Annotated in this window: 13 protein-coding genes; 5 read left to right on the top strand and 8 right to left on the bottom strand. The window is 74.7% G+C overall.

Annotated features, from left to right (window positions below; translation table 11 throughout):
• Positions 1–166 precede the first annotated feature (166 nt).
• Positions 167–3,313: a PD-(D/E)XK nuclease family protein gene (locus WME79_RS16180; protein ID WP_437536282.1), complete on the top strand. Its 3,147-nt coding sequence runs from the start codon at positions 167–169 to the stop codon at positions 3,311–3,313.
• Positions 3,310–7,347 carry a UvrD-helicase domain-containing protein gene (locus WME79_RS16175; protein WP_437536279.1) on the top strand — a complete coding sequence of 1,346 codons (4,038 nt, stop codon included), beginning with the start codon at positions 3,310–3,312 and terminating at the stop codon, positions 7,345–7,347. The genes WME79_RS16180 and WME79_RS16175 overlap by 4 nt, the downstream gene beginning before the upstream one ends.
• Before the next feature lie 71 nt (positions 7,348–7,418).
• Here the strand turns inward: WME79_RS16175 and lon are convergent, their stop codons facing one another.
• The 4 genes from lon to WME79_RS16155 form a co-directional block, all read right to left on the bottom strand.
• Positions 7,419–9,833, bottom strand: a complete 2,415-nt coding sequence (gene lon, locus WME79_RS16170) for an endopeptidase La (protein WP_437536277.1) — start codon at positions 9,831–9,833, stop codon at positions 7,419–7,421.
• 52 nt (positions 9,834–9,885) lie between these two features.
• Complete coding sequence (locus tag WME79_RS16165) at positions 9,886–10,743, bottom strand: hypothetical protein (protein ID WP_437536274.1); 858 nt, start codon at positions 10,741–10,743, stop codon at positions 9,886–9,888.
• Positions 10,744–10,819: 76 nt separating this feature from the next.
• On the bottom strand, positions 10,820–12,778 hold the full coding sequence (locus tag WME79_RS16160; RefSeq protein WP_437536272.1) for a hypothetical protein: 1,959 nt from the start codon (positions 12,776–12,778) through the stop codon (positions 10,820–10,822).
• 5 nt (positions 12,779–12,783) lie between these two features.
• Complete coding sequence (locus WME79_RS16155) at positions 12,784–13,809, bottom strand: PEGA domain-containing protein (RefSeq protein WP_437536269.1); 1,026 nt, start codon at positions 13,807–13,809, stop codon at positions 12,784–12,786.
• 185 nt (positions 13,810–13,994) lie between these two features.
• On the opposite strand from WME79_RS16155, the gene WME79_RS16150 reads away from it, so the two are divergent.
• Positions 13,995–15,239 carry an OmpA family protein gene (locus WME79_RS16150; RefSeq protein ID WP_437536266.1) on the top strand — a complete coding sequence of 415 codons (1,245 nt, stop codon included), beginning with the start codon at positions 13,995–13,997 and terminating at the stop codon, positions 15,237–15,239.
• A gap of 61 nt (positions 15,240–15,300) precedes the next feature.
• Positions 15,301–17,415 carry a thrombospondin type 3 repeat-containing protein gene (locus WME79_RS16145; protein WP_437536263.1) on the top strand — a complete coding sequence of 705 codons (2,115 nt, stop codon included), beginning with the start codon at positions 15,301–15,303 and terminating at the stop codon, positions 17,413–17,415.
• 18 nt (positions 17,416–17,433) lie between these two features.
• Here WME79_RS16145 and WME79_RS16140 read toward each other — a convergent pair whose 3' ends face one another.
• From WME79_RS16140 to WME79_RS16125, 4 genes are all read right to left on the bottom strand, one after another.
• Positions 17,434–18,282, bottom strand: a complete 849-nt coding sequence (locus WME79_RS16140) for a hypothetical protein (RefSeq protein ID WP_437536260.1) — start codon at positions 18,280–18,282, stop codon at positions 17,434–17,436.
• A gap of 770 nt (positions 18,283–19,052) precedes the next feature.
• Positions 19,053–19,961 carry a hypothetical protein gene (locus WME79_RS16135; protein ID WP_437536257.1) on the bottom strand — a complete coding sequence of 303 codons (909 nt, stop codon included), beginning with the start codon at positions 19,959–19,961 and terminating at the stop codon, positions 19,053–19,055.
• On the bottom strand, positions 19,958–21,109 hold the full coding sequence (locus WME79_RS16130) for a PEGA domain-containing protein (protein ID WP_437536254.1): 1,152 nt from the start codon (positions 21,107–21,109) through the stop codon (positions 19,958–19,960). Before WME79_RS16130 ends, WME79_RS16135 begins: the two co-directional genes overlap by 4 nt.
• Complete coding sequence (locus WME79_RS16125) at positions 21,106–22,731, bottom strand: protein kinase domain-containing protein (RefSeq protein WP_437536251.1); 1,626 nt, start codon at positions 22,729–22,731, stop codon at positions 21,106–21,108. Before WME79_RS16125 ends, WME79_RS16130 begins: the two co-directional genes overlap by 4 nt.
• 168 nt (positions 22,732–22,899) lie before the next feature.
• Here WME79_RS16125 and hisB point away from each other — a divergent pair, with 168 nt between their 5' ends.
• Complete coding sequence (gene hisB, locus WME79_RS16120; protein WP_437536248.1) at positions 22,900–23,487, top strand: imidazoleglycerol-phosphate dehydratase HisB; 588 nt, start codon at positions 22,900–22,902, stop codon at positions 23,485–23,487.

The following is a 23,487-nucleotide window of genomic DNA, read 5'->3' as shown; positions in this document are numbered from 1 at the left end:
GGCGCGCCCCCGGCGGAGGTTGCGAGGGGACGGATGCATGAAGTAAAGCGTCTGCCGTGAGGTACCCCTTGCTGGACGTGCATTCAGATGCGCCGGCGCCCTCTCAGCCTCATGCCGTGGCAGGCGCCTGCGCTTCCCGGGAGCGGCGCTCGGCCGTCTCGCGGTGGTGAGCAGAACATCGCTCCTCGTTGTCCCGACCGAGCGGCACGTTGAACGCGAGCTCGCCTCTCTCGATCTGCGCGACGCGCGCACCGCAGGTCTGGAAATCCGCTCACGGTGGAGCTTCGTCTCCGAGGCGCTCGCCCTGCTGGCGCCGGACGCCGCCATAGCGAGCCCTCACACCACCCGCCTCGCCACCCGGCTCGCCCTCGACGCCCTGCCGCCGGATCGGCTGCGGCAGCCGGCCGAGCCCGCCGCGCGCGTCGCGCTCGCGCACGCCCTCGACCGCGCCCTCGGGAGCTTCCGGCGCGCCGGGACCTCCCCGGCGGAGCTGCGGGCGCTCGGGACCACGTACGCGATCGCCATCGCCGAGGTCCTCGATCGGGCGGACGCCGCCCTGCGGGCGGCGCGCCTCGTCGACCCGCGCTGCGCGGGGTTCGTGCTCGCGCGGGCGCTCCGCTCGGCCGGCGCGTCCGCCGCGCTCCCGCTCCCGCGCAAGGTCACGATCCGCGGCGCCGTGGCCTGGGAGCCGGACGATCTCGCCTGGGTCGAGGCGCTCCACGCTGCGGTTCGCGCCCGCGGCGGCGCGGGCGTCACCGTCGAGCTGCCCGCCCTCCCGGACGACCGCGCGGCGCCGATCGCCGACGCCCTGGAGCGGCGCTGGGCCTCGCTCGAGGACGCGCCGGAGATCGCGTGGTTGCCCGACGGGGGAGCGGAGCCGCTCGCCGCCATCGCAGCGAAGACCCCGGAGGGCGAGGCGCGCGCCGCCGCCGCCGAGGTGGCCGCCGCGCTCGGCCGCGGGATCCCGCCCGAGCGGATCGCCCTCATCGTGCCGGCGCTCGACGACGCGGCGCTCGAGCCCCTCCGCGCCGCGCTGGCCGACGCAGGCGTCCGCTCCTCCGAGCCGCGCGGCCGCGCCGCCGCGAGCTGCCCCGACGGGCGCGTCGCGCTCGCCATCCTGCGCCTCGCCGTCGGGCCGGTGCGCCGCGAGCAGGCGATCGAGATCCTCCGCGCCCCGGGGGTCCACGCCGGCGCCTGGATGGACCGCACGTCCGCCACGGAGGCGGAGCGGCGATCGACCGACCTCGCCCACCGGCTGCGCGACGTGCCGGTCGAGGTGGATCGCACGGGCCGGTTGCTCATCGACGGCCTCATCTCGGTCGTGGCAGCCCGCCGCGCGGACCGCCGCGCGGGGACGGCGCGGACGCCGCCGGCGACCGCGCAGGAGGCGCTGAGCGACGCGGAGCTCGCCCTGGGCCTGGAGGTGCTGGGGGGCCTGGGCGGCTCGCCCGTCGAAGACGACGGCGACGACGAGGCGTGGATGCCGCACGCGCTGGAGCGGCTGCTCGCCAGCGCCCGCTGGATCGGCGAGGCGACGACGCGGCCCGAGATCGTGCGGCGCTTCCTGTCGCTCCTCGACAAGCTGGGCTTCGGCGAGCCCGGGATCGAGGAGCTCCGCGCCGCGCTGCGCGGCGAGCGGCGGAGCGGCGGCGCGCTCGCGCTCGAGGCGATGGGGGCGATGGGTCAAGGCGCGCGGGCCGCGCGCGCGGTCCGCGAGCAGGCCGAGGCGCTCGCGCGGGCCGCGTACGACCTCGGCTGCGAGGAGCGCCCCGCCACCGTGGCCGAGATCTACGCGGAGCTCGAGCGGGCCGCGGCCGAGCAGGGCGCCGGGCCGCGCGGCGACGCCGGCCGCGCTGGCGCGGTGCGCATCGACGTCGCCGCGGGGTTCACGGCGCTCGATCACGACGTGGTGGTGGTGACCGGGCTCGACGCGCGCGCCTACGGCGGCAGCCCCGGCGCGGACGAGACGTTGCTCGGCGAGCCGCTCCGCGCGAGGCTGCCGGCGCCGAGCCGCCCGGCGTCGGGGCGCGAGCGCCAGGCGGCCCAGCGCGCGGAGCTCGGCTGGGCGCTCGCCGGCGCCCGGCGCGTCGCCCTCTGCTTCACGCGGGGGGACGACGACGAGCCGAACGAGCCGCACCCGCTCTTCGTCGCGGCCGCCACGGCCGGCGCGCGCCAGCGGACGGAGCCCGCCTCGCGCGTCGCCCCGGACGCGGCGCCCCTCGGCCCGCGCGACGCGGAGCTCATCGCCCTCGCGGGCGGAGGGCGGCCGGCGGCGGACCTCGCGGAGCGGATCCGGATCGAGCGCGCCCGCGCGGACTTCTTCCTCGATCCGCGCGCGCCGATCGACCTCCACACGGGCCGCGTCCTCGTCGACGGCGATCCCGCGCTCGCCGCGCAGCTCAGGGCCGCCATCGGCGGGGCGCACCCCGACAGGCCGATCGCCGTCACCCACATCGAGCGCGCCGTGGGCTGCGCCTTCGCCGCGTTCGCCCGCCGCGTCCTGCACGTGCGCCGCGACGAGGATCTCGCCGAGTCGGCCGACGCGCGCGAGCGCGGCACGCTGATCCACCGCGCCCTGCAGGCCTCGTTCGAGGCGCTGCGCGAGCTCAGCCCGGAGCGCGATCCGGCCGAGCAGCTCGCGGCGGCGCGCGCCGCGGCCGAGGCGGCGCTCGGCGTCTCGGCGCCCATGGCCCCGCTCCGCCGCGAGGCGGTCGAGAAGGCGATCTCGGACGTGATGGAGGTCGTGGTCCGCACGCTCGACGGAGACGGGGAGGACGCGTCGCCGGAGCTCCGCTTCTTCCTGGCCGAGCGGCGCTTCGGCGCCGGAGAGCCGCCGCCCTGGCAGCCGCTCGAGCTCCCCCCGTCCGACGACGAGGGCGGCCCGAGCCTGTGGGTCGACGGCCAGATCGATCGGCTCGATCGATCGACCGACCAGCGCGTCGTGCGGGTCGTCGACTACAAGACCGGCAAGCTCCCCGACGCCAAGGAGCGGCGGAGGGCGCTCCAGCTGCCGCTGTACAGCGCCATCGCGGCGCGCGCGCTGGGCGCGGAGGAGGTGCGCGCCGTCTACATCGGCGTGCGCCAGCGCGGGCTCATCGAGCTGTGGCCGCACACGGCCGACGAGCAGCGCGCGCTCGCCGAGGGCTGGGCCGAGGCCGCGCGCACGGCGCGGGCCGCGGTCGTCGCGCTCTGGGAGGGCAAGGCCGCGCCGCGGCCGACGCTCTCGACGATGTGCGCGCGGTGCGACGCGCGCGACGTGTGCCGCCGCCCCGCGGTCGTGCCGAGCGACGAGGCCGCGGAGGAGGTCGCGTGAACGCCGCGCTGCGCGGCGCGGAGCTCGCCGAGGGCGACGCGCTCATCTACGCCTTCCGCCGCAACGTCGTGGTCGCGGCGAGCGCAGGCACCGGCAAGACGCACCGCCTCACGGCGCTCTACGTGCTGCTCACGCTCGGCCTCACGTCCCTCGGCCTGCCCGACGCCGCGTCCGCCGCGCCGCCGGTGCCGCCGGACCGCATCGTCGCGACGACGTTCTCGCGCGCCGCGGCGCGGGAGATCGCCCACCGCGTCGAGCGATCGCTCCGCGAGATCGCCCGCTGGAACGGCGAGGCGGACATCCCCTTCGCCGACATCCTCCGGGCGCGGCAGGCGGCCGTCGCCGGTCTCCCCGGCGCGTCGCTGCCCGTCGCCGAGCTGCGCAAGCGCGCGGAGGAGGCGCTCGCCCGCCTCCCCGCCGCGCGCATCGACACGCTCCACGGCGTCGCCAAGCAGATCGTGGACCGGCACGCGATCGCGATGGGGCTCTCGCCCTCGGCCCGGATCCTCGACGAGGAGGAGGCGCAGGCGCTCAGCGACCTCGCGGTCGACGAGGCGCTGAGCCGCGCGCTCGCCGAGGGGGGCGAGCGCGCCGAGGCCGCGCGCGCGCTCATCGCCGCGACGGGCGGCGTCGAGGCCGCGCGGAGCGAGGTCACGCGGCTGCTCGACCGGCTCGACGAGGACGGCCTCGCGCCGCGCCGGCTCGCCGTGACCGACCACGCCGCCGAGGCCAGCGCGCTCGCGCGGGAGCTCCGCCGCCTCGCCGCCGGGAGCGCCGCGCTCGGCAGCGCCGCCTTCCGCGCGCCGGCGGCGGCGCTCGTGGCGGCGCTCGGCCGCGAGGACGGCGGCGCGCCCTTCCCCGCGAGCGCGGCGAGCGCCCCGCTCATCGAGCTCCTCACGCAGCGCAAGCCGCACAAGAGCAAGTCCACGCCCGCCGACGAGGCGCTCATCGCCTTCCGCGAGGCGCTGCCGGGCGAGAAGCACCGCGACAAGGCGCAGCAGCTGATCGGCTTCCTCCGGGAGGCCCCGGCGCTGTCGCGCCGCGAGGCGCGGATCGTCGAGCTGCTGGAGGAGATCCGCGAGCGGCTCTCGGCGATCCGCCGCACCGAGGGCGGCCTCGGGTTCGGGGATCTCCTGCGCGCCGCCCGCGACGGCCTGCGGGACGATCCGGCGATCGGCGCGGCGGTCCGCGGCTCGGTCGACGTGCTGCTCGTCGACGAGTTCCAGGACACGAGCGCGGTGCAGCGCGATCTCGTGTACCTCCTGCGGGAGCGAGACGACGCCGCCCTCTCGCGCCCGGCCGGCGTCGCCCCGACGGCGGCCAGCCTGTCCGGTCACGGCCTGTTCCTCGTCGGCGATCGCAAGCAATCCATCTACGGGTTCCGCGGGGCCGACGTCTCCATCTTCTGCCGCGTCTGCGCGGAGCTCGCCGGCGCCGCCGCGGGCCGCGCGCTCGAGCTCGCGCCCGCGCTCTGGTCGCCGGATCCGAGCGCCGATTTCGTGGCGCTCCGCGAGAGCCGCCGGTCGACGCCCGAGCTGCTCGCGTTCATCAACGCCTTCTCCGTGCGCGATTTCGCCCAGGATCGCGGCGCGGGCGACGGCGGCGCGGGCGACGGCGACGCGGGCGCGCGCGAGGCTGGAAGTCCGCCGCGCGAGTTCGAGATCGCCTACAGCGCGGCGGAGCACCTCGTCGCGGCGCCGGGCCGGGCCGCGGAGGGCCCGACGGACGTCGTGCTCGTCAGCGACGGCGGCGGCGCTCCGGACGGGGTCGACGCCCTCGTCCGGGACGCGCGCGGACAGCTGCGCGAGGCGCTGATCGCGGCCGCGTACATCGCGCGGCGCGTCCGCGGCGCGGGCGGCGAGGCGACCTGCGATCTGCGCTTCCGCGACGTCGCCGTGCTCACCCGGCGGAGGAGCACCATCCCGCTCGTCGAGCTGGCGCTCGCGCGCCTCGAGATCCCGTACGTGGTGGCCGGCCGCGCGCTCTTCGACGCGGCCGAGGTCCGCGATCTGGCCGCGATCCTCCGCCTCCTGCTCGATCCGCGCGATCGCCTGGCCCTGGCGACCGTCCTCCGCGGCCCGGTGGTGGCGCTCTCCGACACGTCGCTCGCGCTCCTCGCGCCTCCTGGCCGCGGCCTCGCGGTCCCGTTGCTCGGCCGCTGGCCCGCCGCCGCGCTGGCGCACGGGCTCTGGTCGCCCTCCCCGGACGAGGCCGAGCTCGACGACGGGCGCCCGCTCCCCGTCCTCGCGCGCCTGCCCGCGGGGGATCGAGAGCGCCTCGAGGCGTTCCGCGCCCGCTATGCCGGGCTGCGCCGCGCCGCGCTCCGCTCGACGCCTGGCGAGGCGATCCGCGCCGCGGTCACCGCCTTCGATCTCGACCGCGTCCTCGCGGCGCTCCCTCGCGCCCAGGCCCGCCTCGGCAACGTCGACCGCCTGGTCTCCATCGCCCGCCGCCGGGGCGGCTCGCTCGCGAGCTTCGTCCGCTGGCTCGATCGCCGCATCCGCGACGAGGCGGACGAGCCCGAGGCCGCTGTCTTCTCGCCCGACGACGACGCCGTGCGGCTCACGACGATCCACGCCAGCAAGGGGCTCGATTTCCCGGCCGTCGTGCTCCTGGATCTCAACGCGGAGCCCCGCGCGGCTCACCCTGGCCTGAGCTACGTCCCCGCCACGGGGGACCGCCCTGCCGCCCTGCTCGTGCGCCACTACGCGCGGGTCATCGACGGGCGGTCGCGGACCGGCTCGCTCCACGACGCCGAGGCGTCGGCGCGCGGGCCGGCGTGGCCCGTCAGCACGCCCGCGCTCCAGGCGGCGCGCGCCGAGGTGCGGGCGCGGGAGCGCGCTGAGCGGCAGCGGCTCACGTACGTCGCGATCACGCGCGCCCGCCGCGAGCTCGTGCTCGTCGGCGCCGAGGCGAAGCCGCGGAGCGGCTCGGCGTGGCTCACGCTGAAGACGGCTGTCGACGCCGAGCCCCGGGCCGCGGCGGCGGCCGACGCCGAGCCCCCCATCGCCGCGGCGGACCTCGACGTCCAGGCCCCCACGACGCTCGCCGGCACCCTCCGCGCGACGCTCGACGCCAGCTCGCTGCTCGCCGGGGCGAAGGCGCCCGCGCCCGGCACCGACGCGTACGCGCGCGCCGCGCCGGCCCCCCGGGCGCCGCCGGCGATGGGGCCAGCGCGCGCGCAGACCGTGCTGGTCGCGGCGGCGTCCCTCGCGGCGTTCCAGGCGTGCCCGCGCCGCTTCCGGCTGCGCCACCTCCTCGGGATCGGCGAGCCTGCCGGCGAAGGCCAGCTCGGCCTGTTCGACGTCGAGGGCCCGCCCGAGCTCCCGGGCGAGGAGCGCGTCGAGCTCGAGGACGGCGCGGACCCTCGCCCTCCCGGTCGCGCCGTGCACCGGGTGCTCCAGCGCTGGCCTCGCGCGCGCTGGGGTGAGCCGACCGAGGCCGAGGAGGTCGTCGCCCGCCTCGCCTTCGAGGGGTTCCCGCCGCACGGCCCGGACGTGCTGCGCACCGCGGAGCGCGTCGCGCGCTTCCTGGACGGCCCCTACGCGCGGCAGGTGCGCGGCGAGGAGGCGTCGCTCCTCCGGGAGGAGGCGCTCGTGCTCGACGTCGAGCCCCAGCGCACCGGACGGCGGCGCGGCGCGAGGCTCGCGCTCTCGCTCGCCATCGATCTCGCCGTCCTGCACCCGGACGGCCTCATCGATGTCGTCGAGTACAAGCGCGCGCGCCCCCGGGCGGATCTCTCGCCGTACGAGCTCCGCCTGCGCGCGTGTGCGCTCGCGCTCAAGAGGCGCCACCCCGACCGCCCCGTCCGCGCAGGCGTGCTCTTCGTCGGCGCCGAGGTCGAGCCCGTGTGGCTCGCGGCCTCGGGCCCCATGGGGACCCTCACCGACGACGAGCACGCGCGGTTCGAGCGCGAGCTCGCGCGCCTGGCCGAGCGCTTCGCCGAGGCGAGGGCCGAGGATCGCTTCGACGGCGTCCCGGTCGAGGCGTGCCGCAAGCTGCGCTGCGGCTTCGTGCGGGCCTGCCACGGCTAGCGTCGCCGCGGGCCCCAGGACGCGCTCGAAATCGGACGAAGGCGGGATGGCGCTCGTGAAGCGCCCTCCCGCTACACCCCCGCCTGCTCCTCGAGCTCCTCCGGCGACGCGCTCTGCGCCGGAGCGCGCCGCGGCGGCTCCAGCACGAGCGGCAGGATCTCCTCCATCGACGACACCATCGTGATCTTGATCTGATCCTTGACGTCCTGCGGCACGTCCTCGAGGTCGCGCCGGTTCTTCGCCGGGATGAGCACGTGCCGGATCCCGGCGCGGTGGGCCGCGAGCAGCTTCTCCTTGACGCCGCCGACCGGCATCACCCGCCCGCGCAGCGAGATCTCCCCCGTCATCGCGACGTCGCTGCGCACCGACGCCCCGAGCAGGAGCGACGCCACCGCGGCGAACATCGTCACGCCCGCGCTCGGCCCGTCCTTCGGCGTGCCGTGCTGCGGGATGTGCACGTGCAGATCGATCTCCTTGAGCCACTCCGGATCGAGGTGCAGCCGATCGGCCTTGCTGCGCACGAAGCTCACCGCCGTGCTCGCCGACTCCTGCATCACGTTCCGCATGTTGCCGGTGAGCACCACGTTGCCCTTGCCAGGCATCTTCGTCGCCTCGATGAAGAGGATCTCGCCGCCCGCCGGCGTCCACGCGAGGCCGGTCGCGACCCCGGGCTGGAGCGTCCGCTCGGCGATCTCGGGGCGGTGCTTGTGCGGGCCGAGCACCTGCTCCACGTGCTCGGGCGTCGCCACCTCGCGCACGTCGTGGCCCTCGGCGACCTTCACCGCCGTCGCGCGGCACACCGCCGCGATCTGCCGCTCCAGGCCGCGCACGCCCGCCTCGCGCGTGTAGTGGTCGACGACCGCCTCGATGCCCGGCTCGGTGAACTCCAGGCGCTCGTCCGTGAGCCCGTGCGCCGACAGCTGCTTCGGCACCAGGAACTCCCGCGCGATCCCCAGCTTGTCGGTCCGCGTGTAGCCGGGCACCTCGATGACCTCCATGCGGTCGACGAGCGGCCCCGGGATGCCGTCCCAGTTGTTCGCGGTCGCGAGGAACATCACCTGCGACAGATCGAACGGCAGGTCGAGGTAGTGGTCCTGGAACGTCGAGTTCTGCTCCGGATCGAGCACCTCGAGGAGCGCCGCCGCCGGATCGCCCCGCAGGTCGACGCCCATCTTGTCGACCTCGTCGAGCACGAGCACCGGGTTCTTGGTCCCCGCCTTCTTCAGCGCCTGCAGGATGCGCCCGGGCAGCGCGCCCACGTACGTGCGCCGGTGCCCGCGGATCTCCGCCTCGTCGCGCACGCCGCCGAGCGCGATCCGCTCGTAGCGGCGCCCCATGCTGCGCGCGATCGACTTGCCGAGCGACGTCTTGCCGACGCCGGGCGGCCCGATGAAGAGCAGGATCGGCCCCTTCTTGTCCGTGCGAAGCTGCCGGATCGCCGAGTACTCGACGATCCGCTTCTTCACCTTCTCCAGCCCGAGGTGATCCTCGTCGAGGCAGCGCCGCACGCTCTCGACGCTCAGCTTGTCCACCGTCGTCTTGGACCACGGCAGATCCGCGATCCACTCGAGGTACGTCTTGGTCACGTTGAACTCGGCCGACTGCTGCGCCATCGAGCGCAGCCGGCTGAGCTGCTTGCGGACCACCTTGTCGACCTCCGCCGGCACCTTGGCGCGCCGGATGCGCTCGCGGAGCTCCTCGATCTCGTCGTCGTCGCCGCCCTCGCCGAGCTCCTCCTTGATCGACTTCATCTGCTGCCGGAGGATGTACTCGCGCTGCGACTTGCCCATCTCCTCCTGCACCATGGAGGAGATCTCCTTCTTGACCCGCAGCACCTCGAGCTGGCGGCCGACCATCGCGAGCACGAGGCGGACGCGCGCCTTCACGTCGAACGCCTCGAGGATCTCCTGCTTGTCGCCGACCGAGGCCTGCGCCTGCGGGAAGTTCGAGGCGATCAGATCGGCCAGCGCGCCCGGCTCGCGCACGTTGTCGAGGATGCCCGCCGTGTCGCGCGGCAGGTTGGGCATCAGGCCGAGCACCTCGCGCGTCGCCTCGCGCAGGCCCGCGCCGAGCGCCTCGAGCTCCACGTCGCGCACGAGCGACTCCGGGATGCGCTCGATCCGCGCGCGCATGTACGGCTCCAGCGAGAACGCCGACTTCACCCGGAAGCGGCCGAGCCCGTTCAGCACGACCGAGTAGTTGTTCGGGCCGAGCCGGATGACCTTCACAACGCGCGCGACGGTCCCGACGGAGTAGAGCTCCTTGAACGTGGGCTCGTCCACGTCGGGCGACCTCTGGCTGATCACGCCGACCAGCGCGCGCTCGCGGCCGAGGAGATCCTCGACCAGGCGCACGCTCCGCGGCCGGCCGACGTTGATCGGCACGACCGACATCGGGAACAGCACCGAGTTGCGCAGCGGGAGGATCGGGACGCTATCCGCGTCGGGCGAGGGAGGCGTTCGCGAAGAAGGATCGCCGGTCGGCATGCAGACAACCCTAGTACAGCGCTCTTCTCGAAGCCATGACGCGGGCGCGCCGCTAGAAGTCCTTGATCTTCCAGACCCCGTGCTCGCGCGTGAAAGCGACCGTGCCGCCGGCGCCATAGGCCATGGACGCGCTGTCCCCGGTCTCCTCGATGGTCGCGGTCGGCAGCGCCGCCTTGATCGCCTGGACGACCCGGTTGATCTGCTCTTTCTGCGGCCCCTCCCAGGCGCTCTTCAGCTTCTCGGGCGTGAGCTGCGCCGCGGCGGCCGCGGCCTTGACCGTCCCGGGCCGACCTCCCGGCTTCTGCGCCGCGTCAGCTCCCGCGGTCCCCGGCGCGGCTGCGGCTCCAGGTCCGGCGGGCTGCGCCGGGCTCTCGCCGCTTGCGCGCGCAGAGCCCGCCTCGCCGGGCGCTCCTGCCTCATCGGCCGCGGCGCCCGCGGGCTCGACGAGGCCTTCCTTCTCGGCGTCGGGAACGTAGCGCATGATCACGTCGTAGCGCCTCCGCTCGAAGGCCCGCAGGAACCCCACCAGCGCCTGCCGGGGCGTCGCCTGACCGTAGAGATCGACCGCTGCCGCGTCGAGCCGCCAGCGGCCGCCCTCGAAGACGAGCAGGAGCTCCTCGCCGTTCGGCATGGTGACCGTCGCGGTCACCACCGGATCGGCCGCGGGCCGCGCGATGGCGCGGGCGATCTCGAGCGCGTCGTCCGGGTTGTCCCGCACCGCGCGCCGGAAGGCCTCGAGCGACATCGACCGCTTGGCTTCGTCCGAGAGCAGCCGGTACGCCGCGTCGACGCGCCCCTCCTGGAGCGCCTGCGCGTAGGCCCGGAGCGTGTCGCTCGGGCCCTGCTGTGCGTAGCTCGATCCGCACGCGGGGAGCGCGAGGGCGACCAGGAGAAGCGCCGTGCGTTTCACGGATCGGCCCATAGCACACGCGGCGGCGAGCGCGCAGACGGCGCGGCGCCGCCCCCTGCGCTCTCCGCCGCCCCCGTCACTTCGCGAGCTTCAGCACCGCCCCGTCCTTCACCGGCGCGCCGCCGCTGCCGTCCGGCGATCCCTCGTTGATCCAGTAGACGGTCGCCTCGTCCACCGCGATGTCGCCCGGCCGCGCCTGCCCCGAGGCCAGCACCTCCTGCTCCCCGCCGCCCTTCGGCATGCGCACGACCGCCCCCGCGTCGCGCCGCGTCCAGTACACGTGCCCCTCGTCCACCGTGAGGCCGTTCAGCTGGCCCTGATCCGACACGATCTCCTCGGGCGCGCCGACCTCCGCCCCGCTCAGATCCGCCCGGAAGACGCTGCCGCCCTCGAAGCTCGCCCAGTAGACCGCCGCCGCGTTCCCCTCCCCGTCCACGTCGAGCGCGATCTCCCGCGGGGTGAGCTGCTCCGCGGCGATCGTCACCGAGGCCTCTCCCACGCGGCACGCCACCGCCCCGTCGGTCCTGCCCAGCGTGCCCTGGTACGTCCAGCACACGGTGTCCCCCGCGCTGGCCACGCGGTAGGGCGACGAGAACGCCGTGCCGGACGGCGTGAGCTCCTCCGGCGCGCCGAGCTCGACCTCCGCGCCACTGCCGCTCAGCTGCGCCCGGAACACGCCGCCTCCCCAGAGCTCGGTCCACGCGAGCGCGCCGCCCGAGAGCGCGAGCCCCTCGGGCTGCTGCAGATCCGCGAGCAGCACGCGCGGCTCGCCGCCCGCGAGCGGGACCACCATCAGCGTGCCGTCCTCCGCGTTCGTCCAGAAGGCCACCTGCCGCGCCTCGTCGATCGCGAGATCCCGCGGCGACGCCTGCGTCGCGCCGAGGACCAGCGGCTCGCCGCCGTCGACGGGCGCCGTCTTCAGCTCCCCGTCCTCCTGGGCCATCCCATCGCCGTCGAACGTCGCGCCCGCGATCCACGTCACGCCGCCCGCCGCCACCTGCAGCGACACCGGGTGGACCTGCGCCACCGCCACGGGGACGGGCGCCGACGCGTCGGGCTCCGTGGACTCCCCGCCCTGCAGCGCCGACCACGGGCCGCACGTCGGCAGGTCCGTGCCCTTCCTGCGGCACGTCCCCTCGCCCGCCGTCGCGATCGCGAGCCCCGCGAGCTTGCCGCTCTGCGCCCGCCGGCACACCTCGACCGGCAGCCGGAGCACGTTGCCCTCCTCCACCCGGAAGCCCGCGTCGCTCTCCGCGTCGAGCGGCACGAAGCACGCGCTCTCGCCGCAGATGCCGCCGCCCTGCGTGAGCAGCGCGACGTTCACGTCGCCGCTCGGCGCGGCGGCCCGACAGACGGTGCCGTCCGCGGCGAACGCCTCGAGATCGACAGGCGCCGACGCGGCGGCGGCGAAGCACTTCAGCGTGTCGAAGCAGAGCCCATCGCCGTCGCCCGCCCCGCCGCCGAACACGGCCACGGCCTCGTAATCGGGCAGCTCGCGCGAGTCGACCTCGCGCGGCACGCACGAGCCCGCGACGCAGCTCTGCCCCTCGGGACAGCTGTTCTTGACGACCACGTTGCCCTCCCCGTCGCGCAGCGCGTTGCCCTGCTCGTCGCGCTCGACCTCGGCCGAGCCGTCGCACAGGAACTGGATGGGCATGTGCAGCGTCGCCGTGCGCCCCTCGGGCACGGTCGTCAGCACCTCGCGGAGCAGGCGCACCCCGTCCTTCCCGCCGCGGCTCGCGATGACGCGCACCCGGAGCGACTGCGACGGGTCGTCGGGCGTGAGGAAGCCCAGCGTCGCCGGCAGGCGGATCGCCCCATCGGTCCCGAGCCGCTCGAAGGTCTCGTCGTAGACGACGGACCCGTCGAGCGTCGCCTCGATCCGGACCGTATCGATGTCCTTCGGCAGCGACATGTCCGTCTGGAAGACGACCATGAGCTGCCCCTTCTCCCCGCCGCAGGCCGAAAGCCCCGCCGCCGCGAGCGCCAGCAACGCCACCGCCGACATCGACCTGGTCCGCTTCGTCCGTTTCATCCGCATCAACGTCTCCCTCCGAAGCCGAGCGGGACCGTGCCCAGGCTGCCCTGCTCCACCGGTGTCCCCGGCTCGAAGAGCAGCGCCCCCGCGACGAGCGCGCCCGCGAAGATCGCCGCGCCGCCGCCGATCCAGAGCCACTTGCTCGCGCCGCCCCGCGCCGCGGCGCGCTCCAGCGACACGTCGATCCGCCGGCGCTCGTCGTCGCGGACCAGGATCTGCGCCTCGTGCGGCGTCATCCCCGGCGCCGTCACCCGCAGCGCGTGGGTCCCGCTCTGCACCGAGCCCTCCCAGCGGCCCTTGCCCACCACCTTGCCGTCGATCGCGATGAGATCGTCCTGCCCCGCCGCGATGGCGAGCCGCCCCCGGTGCAACGCCCGGTCGAGCCGCGCCACGAGCGCGACGCTGCCGCCGCCCACGACCTTCTCCTGCCGGACGAAATCGACGAAGCCCGGCTTCGACACGCGGATGCGGCGCTCGCCGATGTCGATCGGCACCGGCGCCGCGAGCGGCGTCGTCCCGACCGGCTCGTCGTCCACGAACACCTCGGCCCCCGGCTCGCTCGCCGTGATCTCGAGGAGGGACACGAACGCCCCGGCCGCCTGGATCAGGTCGGCGATGTCCTGCTTGTCGCGGGCCGACAGCGCGGCGCCCGCCTCGGCCTCCATCCGGCGCAGCGTCGCGATCATCTTCGCGTAGCGCCGCAGGTTCTTCTGGCAGAGCGCCACCTTCCAGAGCAGGCGGTGATCGCGCGACAGCTCGTAGGCGCGCTCGTACCGCGCGAGCGCGCCCGCGTAGTCGCCGTCGTCGAACAGCGCGGCGCCCGCTCCATGCTCGGCCCTGGCCATCCCGGTCAGCGACTCCGCGAGCGGCGTCTCCGCGGGCGGCGTCGCGGCGGGCGGCGTCGCGGCGGGCGGCGTCGCGGCGGGCGCGGTGCGAGCCGGCTGGGCCGCGGCAACCCCCGCCACGAGCCCCACGCCGAGCGCGGCCGTCATGGCGCGCCCCCAATGGCCCAGCTGCTTCCCTCGCATCGATGCTCCTTGCTGGCGGAAGCACACCGCGATGGCCGTGCTCCGACTCTCCGACTCTCCGAGACGCTCCACCTCGGATTACCGCGATGCTACCCGATGCACGCGCCGCGCAAGCAACTGTTGGAAACGTCTCGGACAAATCGGCTTTGCTCCGCTTGCGGTGGCGGGGATACCATCCGGCGCCCATGAGAGGCTTCATCACGGTGGGCGCGGCGCTCGCGGGCGCGCTGCTCGGCATCGCCCTCGGCCCGTCCTCCGCGCGCGCGGAGGGGCCCGGCGCCGTCGCGCTCAGCCGGTTCGAGCCGACACCCGCGGGTGATCCGCTCTTCGGTGTGCCGTCGCCGTTCATCGGAGGGCACCTGGTCCCCCGCGGGCTCGCCCTGTTCGACCACGCGGAGGATCCGCTCACCCTCTCCAACGGCGCCTCGTCCGAGCGGGTGATCGTCGGAAGCCAGTCGCTCCTTCACATCGGCGGCTCCCTCTCGCTGTGGGATCGGCTGCTCGTCTCGGCCTCGCTGCCGCTCGCGCTCTCCCAGAGCGGCGACGGCGCCGCGGCCGCGGCCGGCGCGGGTGCGCCCGAGGCGCCCTCGTCGCCTGCGCTCGGCGATCTGCGCCTCGGCGTGCGCGTCCGGCTGCTCGGCGACGACGGCGACCCCTTCCAGATCGGCACGAGCGCGTCCCTGCACCTGCCCACGGGCAACTCGGACGCGTACGTCGGCGAGGGCGCGGTCCGCGTCACGCCGCAGCTCCTGCTCGGCGGGCGGGTCGCGCGCGTCGTGTGGAGCGTCGCGGCCGGCGCGGTGATGCGGAGCTCCGAGAGCCCCTCGACGCTCGCTTATGGCGGCGGCGCGGGGGTGCTCCTCTGGGACGAGCGGCTGCAGGTCGGCCCGGAGGTGTACGCCGAGACCATGCTCCAGGGCGGCTCCCTGTCGCTCACCGCGCGCGAGCGGGTCGAGGTCGAGAGGACGACGAGCGCCGAGCTCCTGCTCGGCGCCCGGCTCCGCCCCCTCGCGGGCCTTGTCGTCGGGGCGGCCGCCGGGCCGGGCATCGGCGACGCGATCGGCACGCCGTCGTTCCGCGCGATGGGGACGGTGGCGTGGGCTCCCCCGGCGCGGCCGCCCGCCGGCGCGGCGGCGAACACCGACGCGAACGCGGACCCGGACGTGGACGGCATCCCCGGCGCGCGGGACGCGTGCCCGTACGCGCATGGCCCCGCCAGCGCCGACGCGAAGAGGAACGGCTGTCCCGTCGAGGACGAGGACGAGGACGGCGTCGCCGATCAGGACGACCTCTGCCCCCGGGCGGCCGCGGGCTCCGGGGGCGGCGACCCGTCGCGGCGCGGCTGCCCGGCGCAGGCGCAAGGCGAGCAGCAGGAGCCGGCCGCGGGCGGCGCGGTGCAGGAGCCGGCCGCGGGCGGCGCGGCGCGGTGACGAGGACGAGCGCGATCGGGCCATGCGACGCGGCCCCGTGGGGCGAGAGAGGGTGAAGAGGATGAAGCGAACCGTCATGGCCACCGCGCTCGGCGTCACGCTGGCGCTCGCTGCGGCGCCGCGGAGCGCGGCCGCGCAGTGCGCCGCCGTGGGCCCCTTGCAGGACCTCATCGATGGTCTCTCCTTCCGGTGGGACGTCGGGATGGACGGGGTGATCGGCGACGGGACGAACGACGCCTTCGACACCGGCATGGTGCTGCGGGTGGATGGGAGCAGCTTTCCCTCCTCGACCCGGGCCGAGGAGATGGACGGGCGGCAGCTCGTCCACGGGCCGGCGCTGATGGGCGAGCTCGAGGTCACCCGGAAGATCTACGTGCCGACCGACGAGGGCTGGGCGCGCTTCCTGGAGATCCTCCGCAACCCCACCGCCAGCGAGCGGACGGCGGTCGTGCGGATCGAGACGAACGTCGGATCCGACAACAGCACCACCATCACGCAGTCGACCACGGGCGATCTGGAGTTCACGCCGGCGGATCGATGGCTCGCCACGGACGACTTCGACGCGGGGGGGGATCCGAGCCTCCATTTCAACTTCTACGGGCCTTCCGCGGCGATCCCGCCGGGGAGCGTCGGGATGACCACCTTCGACTGCGCGGCGACGCAGGGGCCCGTCGTCGAGTTCACCCTGAAGCTGCCCCCCGGGGGGACGCGGATCGTCATGCACTTCGGCGGCCAGCGCGCGAGCCGGGCCGATTCCCACGCGGGTGCGGCCCACCTCGACGCGCTCCCGGCGCCGGCGCTCGCCGGGATGTCGGTGCGCGAGCGGGCCTACGTCGTCAACTGGGACGCGGACGGCGACGGTGACGACGACGACGACGGCGTGAAGGACCTCGACGACAACTGCCTGTCCGCGCCGAACCCGGATCAGGCCGACGCGGACAGCGACGGCGCGGGCGACGTCTGCGATCCCGACGACGACGGTGACGGCGTGCTCGACGGCGACGACAACTGCCCGCTCACGCCGAACCCCGATCAGGCGGACCTCGAGGGCGACGGCGCGGGCGACCCCTGCGATCCCGACGACGACGGCGACGGCGTGCCCGACGAGGCCGACAACTGCCCGTCGACGCCCAACGCGGGACAGGAGAACAACAAGGACGAGTCGCCGCCGGACGAGAGCGGCGACGCGTGCGACGACGACGACGACAACGACGCCCTAGGCGACGAGGTCGACAACTGCCCGCTCGCCCCCAACCCCGATCAGGCCGACGCCGACACGGACGGCCGGGGCGACGCGTGCGATCTGAACGCGCTGGACCGGGACGACGACGGCGTCGAGGACGGCGTGGACAACTGCCTCTCCGTCCCGAACCCCGACCAGTCCGATCTCGACCGCGACGGCGAGGGCAACGCGTGCGACAGCGACGACGACGGCGACGGCGCGCCCGACGACGGCGACAACTGCCCGCTCATCGCGAACCCGAGCCAGAGCGACGGCGACGACGACGGCTACGGCGACCGGTGCGACGACGACGACGACGGCGACGGCGCGCCCGACGCCGCCGACAACTGCCCGTTCCTCTCGAACGAAGGGCAGGAGGACGCGAACGGCGACCACGTGGGCGACGCGTGCGACTGCAACGCGCCGGCGAAGCCCGACGGCACGCCCTGCGACGACGGCGACCCCTGCACCCGGACCGACGCCTGCGACGGCGGCGTCTGCAGGGGCAGCGATCCGGTCGTGTGCGCGCCTTCCGGGAACGTCTGCACCTCCGCGCAGTGCCACCCGAAGCACGGCGAGTGCGCGCTCTTCCCCAACGAGGGCGCCCGCTGCCCCGGCGGCACCTGCGTGGCCGGCGGCTGCGTGCCCGATGACGCCGGCAGCGGAGGCGGCGGCGCGGGCGGCGATGCGGGTGTGGGCGGCGGCGACGCCGGTGCGGGCGGCAGCGACGCGGGCTCGGGCGGCGGCGACGCCGGTGCGGGCGGCGGCGGAGGCCACGGCGGCGAAGACGGCTCGGGCGGCGAGGGCGCCACCCCCAGGCCGCTGCGCGGCGACCCCCGGGCGCACGGCAACGGCTGCGGGCTCGCAGCGGGGACCGACGGGGCGACGGGCTCGGCTGCGGCGTGGCTCGCCGCCGCGGCGCTCCTCGCGCGGTGGCGGCGGCGGCGCGGGTGACGCGCGCCGCCGGCCGCGTCACTCCACAGGCGGGCTGACCCCGGCCGCGCCGCCGGCGGCGGCGCCCCCCTCCCCCGCTGCCGCAGGCTGGCGAGGCCCTTCGGCGCCGGCGCCCCCGGTCTTGCCGCTGGCGTAGCGCCTCCCAGCTCGCTCGGACGCCTTCAGGATGGGGCCGCGGATCGTCTCGATGGCTTCCGCGGGAGCGCTGGAGATCTCGAGGTTGGAGAGCACCGCAGCGACGACGCGGAGCCATTGATTGCGCGCCGCCAGGATCGTCGCGTTCACGACCGGCGCGGTCTTCTCCTTGGCGGCGAGCGCGTCCCGCCGGTGCTCGATCGCTGCGAGCTCCTTGCCCGACGCGATCCACCGCTGGACGGTGTGGAGCAGCGTCGTCTTTCCCGGCGCCGGGATCGCCTTGAGGAACGCCGCGGTCGCGGGCTCCTCGTCGAGGAGCAGGGCGATCCGCGCCGTGTTGCCCGACTCCGCGGTGGGCGACGCCTTGATGATGGCGAGCCCGGTCGGGAACAGGCTGGCCTGGGCCCGATCACACGCCTCCGCCCCCCCGACGTCCGGCGGCTCCTCCGCCAGACAGTGCTCGCGGTGCGCGTCGATGCCGTACGAGACCGCCTTGGCCAGGTGATCGTGCCGCTCGTCGACCTTCACGAGCTCGTCGTTCAAGGCCGTCATCCCGGCCGACACGCCCGTCTTGCTCGGACGAACCGCCAGCACGGCGCCGTGGACCTCGACCACCTTGTCGTGCAGCCCGGCGATCTCCGGGATCGACAGGAACAGCCGCTTCCGCTGGGCATCCTCGATCCACGGAGCGACGAGGGCGACCATCTCTTCAATCATCAGGTGTTTCAACATGGGACAGACCTCCACGTGGGGGACAGCGCGTCGTGCCAGGGAAGCGCCGGTCTCGTGTCCTGTCGATGACACCCGATTACAGGAGCAACCGCGAAGCGCGCAGCGTGGCCCCAAGGCGCGTCTTCGGGGTGACCGACGTGTGGTGACGGCCCTCACCGGCGCCCGTCATGGGCCGAGGCTCACAAGAGCCGGGGGGAAGGCGGCCCCGATCTGGCGCGCAGCGTAATTTTGAAGGGAAGCCCAGGTGTGGATCTGGGGTCCGCGATCCCAGCAAGGTCCTGGGAAGGTCGCGATCTTGGCGACACGTTGAGCTCCGGCGCTCGGGCTGATCGCGACCTGGGCGAGCGCCTGATCACAGGCGTCAGCTCAGGTCACGTTCTCGACGGGACACCCGATATCGAGCGTCCTCCCAGAACGCGACCTGCCGGAACGCCCGACGACGAGCGTCAGCTCAGGTCACGCTCTCGACGGCACGTCGATATCGACCGCTTTCCCAGATGGCGACCTTCGGGAACGCCGGACGATGAGCGTCAGCTCAGGTCACGTTCTCGACGGCAGGTCGATATCGACCGCTCGCCCAGGTCGGGACCGCCATCGGTGTTAACCAAGCTCGTTCGGTCGCACTCAGGGCCCCAAGCCCGCCCCCCTCCACCCCCCAGCGGTCACCAACGTGAACGTGGTCGTGGACGTGGACGTCCACGTCCACGTTGACGACTACGACCGCAGCAGGCGCTGGCGGTCGCATCCCACCGGGGGATGCGACCGCGCCATCACGGCTTCGCGGAGCCCGACGCCGACCACGGCCCGCACGTCGGCAGGCCCACGGTCTTCTGGACGCACGCGGTCGTCACCGGTGACGTCACGACGGCCGCGATCTTCCCCGCGGCCACCTGATCACACACGGCGGTCGGCAGCTGGATCCGCCCGTCCTCCGCCACCCGGAAGCCATCGGCGCTGCCGGCGTCGAGCGCCACCAGGCAACGGTCGGCGTCATCGCAGATCCCGTCGCCCGCGGCGGTCTCCAGCGCCACGTTGAGCGGGACTCCGGCCTCGCCCGCGATCGAGCACGCCGCGTCGACCTCCGCAGGCGCCGTGCCCTGGAAGCAGGCCGTCACGTCGAAGCAATCGCCGTCGCCGTCGCCGTCACCGCCGCCATAGACGTCCCCGGGCGCGTAGTCGGGGAGCGCGCCCGCATCGACCTCGCTCGATGCACACGCCCCCGCGACGCAGGTCTGCCCTTCCAAGCAGTGCTTGTTCACCACACCGCCGCTCTCGTCGCTCTCGCCCGAGTCATCGCAGAGGAAGTTGAGCGGCAGCGTCAGCAGCGCGACGCGGTTCTTCGGGATCTTCGTGACCGCCTCGCGCAGGATGCGCGGCGCGCCGAGCTCGTCCCCGATGAGGGCGCTGACCTTGATCCGGATCGAGTCGCCCCCGCCGCTCGAGGAGTAAAAGCCGATCGTCGCCGGCAGGCGCGCGGCGGCGTCGGACTCGCCGAGCCGCTCGTAGGACGACGAGAACTTGGGGGTTCCGCCCTCGAACACCTGCACCTGGAGGGCGCTGAAGTCCTTGGGCATCTCGAGATCCGTCGAGACGGCGAGCATGATCTCGTCCGGCGGAGAGCACCCGCAGGCCACGACAGCGGCGAGCGCGGCCAGCGCCGCCCGGGAGACGGCGCTCATCGGCCACCCCCGAAGGGGATCGTGAACGTGGCGCCGCCCTTCCGGGACAGGGAGACCGAGCCGGGCGACGTGCGGCCGTTGACCGGCGGCTCCGGCCCGAAGACCCCCGTGGCGACAAGGACCGCGCCCGCGAGCACCAGCACACCGCCGCCGATCCAGAGCCAGGTCTCGACGTTGCTTTGCTTGGGCTGCGGCACCAGCGTGACCTGCACGCGGCGCGTCTGGTTGTCCTGGATCATCACCTCGGACTGGTGCGACACCATGCCGGACGCCGTGACGCGGAGCGCGTGACCGCCGCTCGGCACAGGACCGTCGTAGCCGCCGCGGCCGACCACGCGACCATCGATGGAGATGACGGCGTCCGGCGCCGCCGTGACGATGAGCCGCCCCTGGTGGACCTCTTTCTCCAGCGTGGCCGTGACCGTGACCTCGCCGCCGCCCGTCACCTGCTGGGAGACCTCGACGTCCTTGAAGCCCTTCTTGGTCACCCGGATCTTCCGGGTGCCGACGTCGAGCAGCACGGGCTCGCTCAGCGGCGTCTGGCCGACCTCCTCGCCGTCGACGAAGACCGTGGCGCCCGCCTCGCTGGCCTTCAGATCGAGCCGGCTCACGTAGGCCTTCGTCGCCTCGATGAGCGCAGCGGCGTCCTTGCGATCCTGCTCCCCGAGCTGGGGGCCGGCGTCCCTGAGGAGCTTCTCGACCGTCCCGAGGAGGCGCGCGTAGCGCTTCAGGTTCTTCTGGCAGAGGGCGATGTTCCAGAGCAGCCGCGGGTCGCCGGAGAGCTCGAAGGAACGCTCGAACTTGATGATGGCGTTGCGGTAGTCGCCGTCGTTGAAGAGGATCCGCGCGGCCTCGTACTCGGCCTTGGCCTCGCCGGTGAGCGTCGCGGACAGCGGCCCCTGCGCGGCAGGCGCACCCGCGGCAGGCGCGCCAGCGGCAGGAGCGGGCTGCACCGCCGCAGGCGCCGGCTGCGCTCCCGCAGGCGCCGGCTGCGCTCCCGCAGGCGCCGGCTTCGCTGCCGCCGGCGCCGGCTGCGCTCCCGCGGGCGCGAGGGCCGTCAGCACGGCGCCGCCGAGCGCGACCGCGGCGCCGACGCGCCGGCTCCTGCTGCTCCACAGCGGGAGCCGTTCGCTTCCTGGCCAACTCATCTGGGCTTACCTTTGTCGTTCAGCACATCGAAGATGCTCCCCGGCTGCGCGGCGGTCGCGGTCGCGGTCGGCGCGGCGGTCGCGGCCGGTGGGACCGAGGGCGCGGCGGTGGGCTTCGGCCGAGGCCCCGTGGCGACCGGCGTCGCGCTCGCCGGCGCCTTCGGCCCGGCGGTCGAAAGCGGCGCCATGGTGGCCACCGGCGCAGCGGTCGCCACCGGGGACACGGTCGCTGACGGCGCCGCGGTCGCGGGCGGCTGCGGCTCTGCGGTCACCTCCGGAGGAGCGACCGGCGGGGGCGGGGCCGGCGTGGCGGGCGCCGAGGGCTCGGCGGAGGCGGTCGCCGACACGGCCGACGGGTCGGCGGGAGGAGCGTCCGCGCCGCCATGGAACGTGACGAAGCGCAGGATCCCGCCGATCACCACGGCGACGCCCACCACGGCCAGCGCGAGCACAACGCCGCTCCGCGCGCGCGCCCCGGGCGCGGCGCCCCCGGCCGTCCAGCCAGGCGCGGTGCCCGCCGGGCCGGCGGTGTGGCCGACCGCGCCGCCCGCGCCGCCCGCCGTCGCGCCAGCAGGCGGCGCCGCGCTGTGCCGCGCCGTCGCCGCGGGGACGCCGCTCGCGCGGTCCTGCGACGTCTGCCAGGCGGGCGGCGTGCTCATGCGCTCGCGCACGGAGCTCGCCCGGTCCCGGAAGGAGACCGCGGGGACGAGCCCCAGCGTCCGCTCGATCCGCTCCAGCGAGGCCAGCGCGAGCGGAGGCCCGAAATCGACGATCGCGCCCGCGAGCTCGGCGATGGACTTGAAGCGCTTCGCGACGTCCCTCTCGAGGCAGCGCAGGATCGCCGCCTCGAGGCCCGGCGGCAGGTCGCTCCGGAACGTGGTCGGGGGGGGCGGCGACTCGGTGTTGATCATCAGGATGAGCTCGGACAGCGAGCTCGCGTCGAAGGGGACGCGCGCCGTGAGCAGTTGGTAGAGGATGGCGCCGAGCGACCAGATGTCCGCGCGCGCGTCGACCGAGCGCGCGGAGCGCATCTGCTCGGGCGCCATGTAGAGCGGCGAGCCGAGCACCATCGCCGTCTTCGTCAGCCCGAGCTCCGGCTCGGCCCCGGCCGTCGACGGGTCCGCGAGCGCCTTCGAGATGCCGAAGTCGAGCACCTTCACCATGCCGCTGCCGTCCGCCGCGCGCGTGAGGAAGAGGTTCGCCGGCTTGAGATCGCGGTGGATGATGCCGGCCGCGTGCGCCTCGGCGATGGCCTCGCAGGCCTCGAGCACGTAGCCCACGGCCTCCTCCAGCTCGAGCGGGCCGCGCCGCCGCAGCGTCTCCTGGAGGTCGCTGCCATCCAGGTACTCCATCACCATGAACGGCGCGCCCGTCTCGAGCGTCCCGACGTCGAGCACGCGCGCGACGTGCTCGCTCTTCAGGCGCACCGCCGCGCGCGCCTCGCGCACGAAGCGCTCCACCATCTCTTCGTTGGCGCCGGGATGGAGCAGCTTGATGGCGACCCGCTGGTGGAGCTGCTCGTGCAACGCGGCGACGACGACGCCCATGCCCCCTTGCCCGAGGATGCGCTCGACCCGGTATTTTCCCGATAGAATTTGACCTTCGGTGACCGGTGAGCTCACGGACGCTCCTGCGCTGGGGCCGCCTCAAGGGCGCCACCACCGCCACGTTATCCAGGGGGCCACCTTATGCCATCCGACGCTGGCATCCAAGGCCATTGCCGCGTTACCTGCCGCGTCATCGGGCTCACGGCGCTTCCCTTGCCGCGAAGGGCGACTACCCTACGCGCCATGCCCCGCATCGCCAATGTCGAGCGCAAGACGCGCGAGACCGACATCCGCATCGAGATCGATCTCGACGGCCAGGGCCGCTCGTCGATCAAGACGCCGCTCCCCTTCCTCACGCACATGCTCGATCAGATCGCCCGCCACGGCCTGTTCGACCTCACCATCCACGCCGAGGGCGACGTCGAGATCGACGGCCACCACACGACCGAGGACTGCGGCATCACCCTGGGCACGGCCGTGCAGAAGGCGCTCGGCGACAAGGCGGGCATCGCCCGCTACGGCGAGGCGACGCTCCCCATGGATGAGGCGCTCGCGCAGTGCGCGCTGGACCTCTCCGGCAGGCCCTACTTCGTCTGGCGCGTGCCGCTGCCCAAGGCGAAGCTCGGCACCTGGGACGTCGAGCTCGCCCCGGTGTTCTTCGAGGGCTTCGCGCGCGGCGTCGGCGCGAACCTCCACGTCCGCCTCATCGAGGGGGACAACCTGCACCACATCGTCGAGATCTGCTTCAAGTCGTTCGCCAAGGCGCTGATGAAGGCGACCCGGATCGAGCCGCGCGTCGCCGGCATCCCGTCCACCAAGGGGAGCCTCTGA

Origin of the sequence: Sorangium sp. So ce726, assembly GCF_051521405.1 — a bacterium.
Classification (GTDB): Bacteria; Myxococcota_A; Polyangia; order Polyangiales; family Polyangiaceae; genus Sorangium.
Note: the sequence above shows the minus strand (reverse complement) of the source record. Positions and strands in the feature narration are given on the sequence as shown.